The organism is Paenarthrobacter sp. NPDC090522 (genome assembly GCF_044769225.1).
Lineage (GTDB): Bacteria > Actinomycetota > Actinomycetes > Actinomycetales > Micrococcaceae > Arthrobacter.
This window is the reverse complement of sequence record NZ_JBIVXL010000045.1, coordinates 1-6359: the sequence shown is the minus strand read 5'-3', so window position 1 is coordinate 6359 and position 6359 is coordinate 1. Positions and strand designations below refer to the sequence as shown.

The 6359-nt window shown below is 61.7% G+C and carries 6 protein-coding genes; 1 reads left to right on the top strand and 5 read right to left on the bottom strand.

The genetic code is table 11. The features are described 5' to 3' along the window. Positions 1 to 165: 165 nt before the first annotated feature. Positions 166 to 1101, top strand: coding sequence for a DMT family transporter (locus tag ACIQT2_RS23925; protein WP_402951761.1), 936 nt, complete (start codon positions 166 to 168; stop codon positions 1099 to 1101). A 24-nt stretch (positions 1102 to 1125) separates the two neighbouring features. On the opposite strand, the gene ACIQT2_RS23920 is transcribed toward ACIQT2_RS23925, so the two are convergent. The 5 genes from ACIQT2_RS23920 to ACIQT2_RS23900 form a co-directional block, all read right to left on the bottom strand. After that, positions 1126 to 1359, bottom strand: coding sequence for a hypothetical protein (locus tag ACIQT2_RS23920; RefSeq protein WP_402951758.1), 234 nt, complete (start codon positions 1357 to 1359; stop codon positions 1126 to 1128). 1 nt (position 1360) lies between these two features. Next, positions 1361 to 2410 (bottom strand): proline racemase family protein, encoded by a 1050-nt coding sequence (locus ACIQT2_RS23915; RefSeq protein ID WP_402951756.1) that lies wholly within the window; start codon positions 2408 to 2410, stop codon positions 1361 to 1363. A gap of 78 nt (positions 2411 to 2488) precedes the next feature. After that, positions 2489 to 3283 (bottom strand): SDR family NAD(P)-dependent oxidoreductase, encoded by a 795-nt coding sequence (locus tag ACIQT2_RS23910; RefSeq protein WP_402951754.1) that lies wholly within the window; start codon positions 3281 to 3283, stop codon positions 2489 to 2491. Between the two features lie 81 nt (positions 3284 to 3364). After that, a complete protein-coding gene (locus ACIQT2_RS23905; protein WP_402951751.1) occupies positions 3365 to 4486 on the bottom strand; it encodes a proline racemase family protein in 1122 nt (373 codons plus the stop codon). A gap of 34 nt (positions 4487 to 4520) precedes the next feature. Further along, positions 4521 to 5771 (bottom strand): NAD(P)/FAD-dependent oxidoreductase, encoded by a 1251-nt coding sequence (locus tag ACIQT2_RS23900; RefSeq protein WP_402951749.1) that lies wholly within the window; start codon positions 5769 to 5771, stop codon positions 4521 to 4523. Between the last annotated feature and the right edge of the window lie 588 nt (positions 5772 to 6359).

The following is a 6359-nucleotide window of genomic DNA, read 5'->3' as shown; positions in this document are numbered from 1 at the left end:
CCCCCAAAACTAGGCGAAAGCCCCACAAACGTCAGGGCCTGGCACTGGACCCTGACACCGAAGGCCTCCGACGCCCCAAAGCGCCGGAGGCCTTCAGCACACCCCCAATTCGTGTCCGAACACGGGGAGAACGCTCCCACTGCCCATATCAAAGAGGACCAACTATTGTCATCACGTACGGCCACGACCTTGGGTGAACAGTTCACTGAGAAGAGGCCAGGTTCCGGTGTTTGGGCCTACGCGTCGCTGGCAGCCGCCGCCTTGTTCTGGGCAGGGAACTATGTGATTGGCGCGCGCGCCGTGGCTGCCCTGGACCCTATGAGCCTTGCATTCCTGCGCTGGCTGCTCGCGGTGGGCCCGTTGTTCTTGATTGCCCGTTTCATGGAGCGTCCACGTTGGAGGGAAGTATTTGCCGCGTGGCCGTGGCTGGTTGCGATGGGCATCCTGGGAATGCTCGGACATGCGTTGTTGCTGTATACCGCACTCCAGTACACGGACGCCTTTACCGCCTCCGTCGTCAATGCGTTCAACCCCGCCCTGATCACCGTTGCCGCATCGATCCTTCTGCGTCAGCGGCTGTCTCTTGTCACGTTCGGTGGTGTCTTGCTGGCTTTGGCCGGGGTCCTTATTGCCCTCACTGACGGCGATATTTCGCATGTGGCGACTGCAGGCTTGGGGCTGGGTGAGTGGTTGATGATAGGGGCGATTGTGGTGTGGACCGGATACACCATCGTGGGACGCCGGGCACCTTTCGTGCCACCTATTACCGGGACAGCAATCCAGGCCGCCGTTTCCGTGCTTGTCCTGGGTTTAGTCACTGTTCTCTTGGGCGGTCCTGAACTTCCCGGAGGCCCCGGCGAGTTCTTTTCGCTGGGGTACATTGCGGTCTTTCCGTCAGTATTTTCTTACGTCTTGTGGAACCGTGCGTTGATGGTCATTCCGCCCTCCAACGCCGGCATTTTCCTGAACTTGACGACGGTCTTCACGGCCGCAATCTCTGCCGTCATGGGGTTCGTACTGACACCGGTCCAGATCCTCGGGAGCAGCATCGTCATCCTCGGGGTGGTTCTGGTCAATGGCTTTTGGCCACGGAGGCGGTGATACCTGCCAGCCTCAAACCGCCAGCTATCTGATGGCCATGTAGTAGTGGAATCCAACGCGGCTTTCATCGAGCCACGCCTCGTAGAGTTCTGTTTTCTCGAACAATCGCCTGCCATCCAACGGGCTCTGGAGCCATAAGATTTCCCCGTCCTCAGTTACGGTGTCTACGATTCCCTCGCAGACGCGTACTCCGAGTTGGCGGATTTCGACGCGGGCACCAGTCAGGGAGTGCCAGTCGTCGATTCGTCCGTTGGCCATGTCAGTACTCTGCTTTCCAGGGTTTGCCCACGACGAAGCCTTCTTGGAAAGGATCGGAGGGGTCCACGACGAGTTGGTTGAAAGAGGTAATCCAGGCCCGGCCGGCGATGCTGGGGACCACGGCATCGTATGGGCCAACGGTAGCCAGTGATTCGATGCGGGCGTCGAATTGGCTGCCGATGATGGATTCGTGCCGGAACAACTGGCCCGGTTTCAGCTCTCCGCGGGCGTGGAGCAGTGCCAGCCGGGCGGACGTGCCGGTGCCGCACGGGGATCGGTCCAGGCGTCCCGGTGAGACGATCACTCCGTTGACGGACCGGACGAGCTCCGTCCCGTCGGGATCGTGTTCGTGCAGCAAAGGCCCGGTGAACGAGGTGTTGGTGATCCCCGGGATTCGTGGATCCAAGGGATGCGTGACATCGAGTTGTTCAGCGGCGGCTTTCTTGATGCGCTGGCCCAGGTCATACAGCAGCGCTTCGTTCCGCACGTCCAACTCCACGCCAACGGAGTCTGCGTCAACGAAGGCAAACGTCATCCCGCCGTAGGCCACGTCTACGGTGATCTTTCCGAGCCCGGGCACGTCGATCTTGGCGTCCTGGTGGTAAACGAACGCGGGCTGGTTGACCAGCTTCACGCGTTCGACTTTCCCGTCCTTGCATGTGGCTTCGATGCGGATCAGTCCTGCGGGTGATTCCAGGACCAACTGGGTCTCCGGTTCGGTCATGGGCAGCATCCCGGTTTCCAACAGGACCGTGGCCACGCACATTGTGTTGGATCCGGACATGGCCGGGTACTCGGTGGACTCCAGGATGATGTAGCCGAAGTCGGCGGCCGGGTTGTTGGAGGGCAGCACGACGTTGGCGTTGTGCCAGACCGCGCCGCGGGGTTCGCACAGCAGCAGTTTGCGGAGCTGGTCCAGGTTTTCTTCGAAGTAGAGCTTTTTGTCGAGCATGGTGGCACCGGGTACCGGGCCGATGCCCCCCACCACCACTTTGCCGGATTCGCCTTCGGCGTGGGAGTCGACGACGTTGAGCGTTCGACTGAACCTCATGGGTCCCCTTTCAAGAAACCTAAAGCCCGACGGCGGCACTCCAGATTGCGGGCGGCGCCGCCGTCGGTCCGGGATGGGTCAGCGGACGTAGTCGGCGCCCGTGATGTCGATGGTTGATCCTGTGCTGTGCCGGGAGCGTCCGGATGCCAGGAAGGTGATGACTTCCGCGACGTCTTCCGGCGGCGTGACTTCACCGAGCGGCAGGCTTTCGAGCACGCCGGGGTCGTTGGCGAGGTCTCCGGCGATGTCGGTCGCTACCCAGCCAGGGGCCACAGCGTAGGCGAGGATGTTGTCCTTGCCGTAGCCGCGGGCGATGCCCTTGGTCAGGGCAAGGAGTCCTCCCTTCGCCGCCCCATAGGCGAGGTGTTCGGCGTCGTCCCCTCGATGAGCGGAGCGGCTGGTGACGTTGACGATGATGCCGCCGCCCCGTTCCTTGAACCCGAGGATCGCCCAACGGCACAGGTCTGCGGGTGCCAGGAGGTTCAGGTCGTAGTTCGCTTCCCATCCGCGTTGCCACGCTTGGCTGTCGTTGAGTTCCGACGGGAGCCAGGCCCCGGCGTTGTTGACCAGGACATCGACGCCGCCACGCCATTCGCCTGCCTCGGTCCAGACCCGCTGGCGTTCTGCCGGGTCGCGGAGGTCGCCTTGGGCCAGCAGGACGCGGTCGCCTAGTTCCACGGCAGTAGCTTGGGCCGAGTCTTTGTCACTTCCGTAGTGGAGCACCACGTGTGCCCCTTCGCGGTGCAACGCCTTCGCCGTGGCACGGCCTATGCCGCGGGACGCGCCAGTAACAAGGGCCGTCCTGCCCATGAGCATGGCCGAATGCGTGCCGGCGTCGTTCGCGGCCGTCAAGGGCGCCTTGTCGAAGACCACAGGTGCACCTTTCTGTTAGGTATCCAATGGTGCGCCCTCTCCCATTGCGGGGAAGAGGGCGCACAAGGAGGCAATGACCGCTCAGGCTCCAGGGGCCCAGATGTCGCCCACGGTGTAACCGGAGGGGAACGGGTCTGTTGGATCTAGCGTCCACTCACTGGTTCCGGTCACCCAACCACGCCCTGTGATCGTGGGCAGGACCGCTTGTCGTCCGGCCACCTCGGTGGTGCCGGTCAGGCGCCCGATGAATTCGCTGCCGATGATGCTCTTGTGGGAAAAGTCCTCACCGATGGCAAGTTGACCTCGTGCGTGCAGTGCTGCCATTCGGGCGCTGGTACCGGTTCCGCACGGTGAGCGGTCCAGGGCACCAGTCCATGTCGATGAATCGGATGGCACGAGCTTGCCGTTGGACAGCACCACGGTGTTCCTATCCTGCCTGCCGGCAACGCGGTCGCCGGTGTGCAGCATGACGAGGTTAACGCCGGCGATGCCTGGGTTCAACGGGTGCGTCACCTGGATTTGTTCCAGTGCGGCCATCTTGATCAGTGCACCAGCACGGGCAAGGTCCTTGCCTTTGTCCGGATGCAGCTCAAGTCCCAGATCCGCAACGCGCGCCTGGGCGAAGAACTGTCCGCCGAAAACGACGTCCACGGGCACCGTACCGAACTCGGGGACCAGCAGCGGGTAATCGAGTTCGACAACGAACGCCGGAACGTTGACGACGGTGACGGACAGGACCTTACCGTCGTGGACTCGAGCCACTGCCTGGACAACGCCGACAGCAGTATCAATGGTGACGACCGTTTCGGGGCCGCGTGCAGGAATAATGCCTGCCTCAATGACCGCCGTCACCGCGCAGATGGTGTTGGACCCCGACATCGGCGTGAAGCCTCCCTGCTCCAACACCACAATGCCGAAGTCGGAGCCTGCGTTCACGGGAGGCAGGAGAATCACGGCACACAGCCCCGGGTAACCGCGTGGCTCGTGAAGCATCAGCTGACGTAGCCAATCCAGGTTGTCCTTGCAGAACTGTAGGCGCTCCACCATGGTGTCGCCCTTAACCAGCCGGGCAGCGGAAGTCAGGATCCTTCCCGGCTCGCCTTCCGCATGCACCTCAATGGCTTCGAGGATCAGTTTTTCGCGCGAGCCTGCATTGGTGGCCGCGTTCCCGGGTGTCAAGAGGTCTTTGTTCAGGTGTGACATGCGTGGATTCTTTCAGGGAGTGGGGCAGAAGGCACTAGGCAGCGTGGTTTCGAGGAAGGAAACGCGCTGCCGTGAAAGGGAGAAGCGCCGGATTCTGCTTTCCCTTAAGAATGAGCCCGGTTAGTGCAGCTGCGCTGCCCGGCGCCAACGTGACACCGAGCATGCCGTGACCGGTGGAGATGTAGGTGTTGGCCAGTGTCCCCAATTTTCCAATCACGGGCATTCCGTCCGGAGTCATGGGCCGGATCCCTGCCTTCGGGGTCACTGGCTCCTTTGGAGGCTCCCATCCACGGAAGTAGGTCCGGGGTGCGCGAAGGATGGCGTCAATGCGCACCTTGTTGATCTTCTCGTCCAGACCGCCGAACTCCATGGTTCCTGCCAGTCGAAGCCTCGAATTAAAGGGAGTTACGGCGACTTTTGCGTCCGAAAGATTGACGGCCCCCTTGAGACCGTATGCGGGCACTTCCACGCTGTAACCCTTGCCAGGCCGAACCGGAAGGGGCTGATTGAAGACCTTCGACAGGGGGCCGGTCCAAGCTCCGGCCGCCAGGACGAAACGGTCGCCATCAAACCTTTGATCGCCGCTGTGAACGGCGGCAACACTATTGCCCTTAAAGGTAACCCGGTCCACGGGGGAGTGCTCGATGATCCGGACGCCAAGTTCCACCAAACGTTTGTGCAGCGCAGTGACCATGGCGCCCGGATCCACGTGACGTTCCTGTGGAAAGTAGATCCCACCGTACAGGGCGTCGGTGAGCAGCGGCTCGTGGTTCCGGACGTCGTCACCGATAAGAACCCGGGGATCCAGATCGAAGGACTTTGGCAGGTCCAGGTTGTCCAGGTGATGCTCGAGATTGTGCTTCTGGGTGAAGGCCATGAGCAGCCCCCGGTTGTGCATTTCAAAATCCATACCATCGGCCCGGTACTCGTCGAAGGTCTCGATGGTGTGCTGGGCAAGGCGCAGGTGGCCTTCGAAGCCCGCACGCTGGTCCTGGAAGTTCGAACGACGCCACATGCCGACCATGAACTTCAGAAAGTCCGGTTGCACCGACGGCCGAATGTACAACGGGCTGTCGGGGCGCATCATCCACTTCAGGGATTGGAGCACCACGCCAGGTCCTGGTACCGGCGCCGCCTCAGCCGGGACAATCCACCCGGCATTGACCTCGGAGGCGCCCAGCCCTGTGTTCCGGGCGTCAATGACAGTGACGGTTTCACCTTCGCGCGCGAGGTGGTATGCCTGGGTGAGGCCGATGACCCCGCCTCCGATGACAACGGTATGCACTGTGGTTTCCTTTCTGGCTGAATTCACTGGTCTGTGGTTTGGATTCAGCGACTACTACGATTTCGAGCGCTGCGACGCGCTTGCCGCAGCCTCTGGGCTGTGGCTTCCGTCAAAGCTGGACTCAGCGGTGACGACTCGGGATCCAGAGGCCAGGACTCCCTGCTACTGCCGGCATGAGGCTTCCCTCTCCAATGAAGCGCGTCATTGCGTCCCCGTGCACCTGGTCGAGCGGAGTCCACCAGCCGCTTTCGGGGCAATGGTCTCCTGTCCGCACGGCATGGGCGGTGGGCTGGGCAGACACCAAAGAGAGGTGACGCTTCTTCATGGGAACTCCTGATTTATGTGGTGATACCCACACGTTATGCGTGCGTGTCCTGCCGGATGGATAGACATGTGTCGTTTTGTTGGTGGTGGTGGTGACATTTGTAGGGCGGTGTGGGGGTGGGTGTGGTGGTTAGGTTGGTGGTGAGCGACCGGCGTTGTCCGTTGATGATTTGAAAGTGAGTTCTGGCATGTCAGTTAATGAAGATCTTCCCGTGGTGTCCCACTGGATCGGGGGCGTGGAGTCGTCGTCGGCGGGTGAGCGTA

Bases quoted from the DNA above. Each gene is read 5' to 3' on its own strand.
- ACIQT2_RS23920 (WP_402951758.1), bottom strand. From the start codon at position 1,359: ATGGCCAACGGACGAATCGACGACTGGCACTCCCTGACTGGTGCCCGC.
- ACIQT2_RS23905 (WP_402951751.1), bottom strand. From the start codon at position 4,486: ATGTCACACCTGAACAAAGACCTCTTGACACCCGGGAACGCGGCCACC.
- ACIQT2_RS23915 (WP_402951756.1), bottom strand. From the start codon at position 2,410: ATGAGGTTCAGTCGAACGCTCAACGTCGTCGACTCCCACGCCGAAGGC.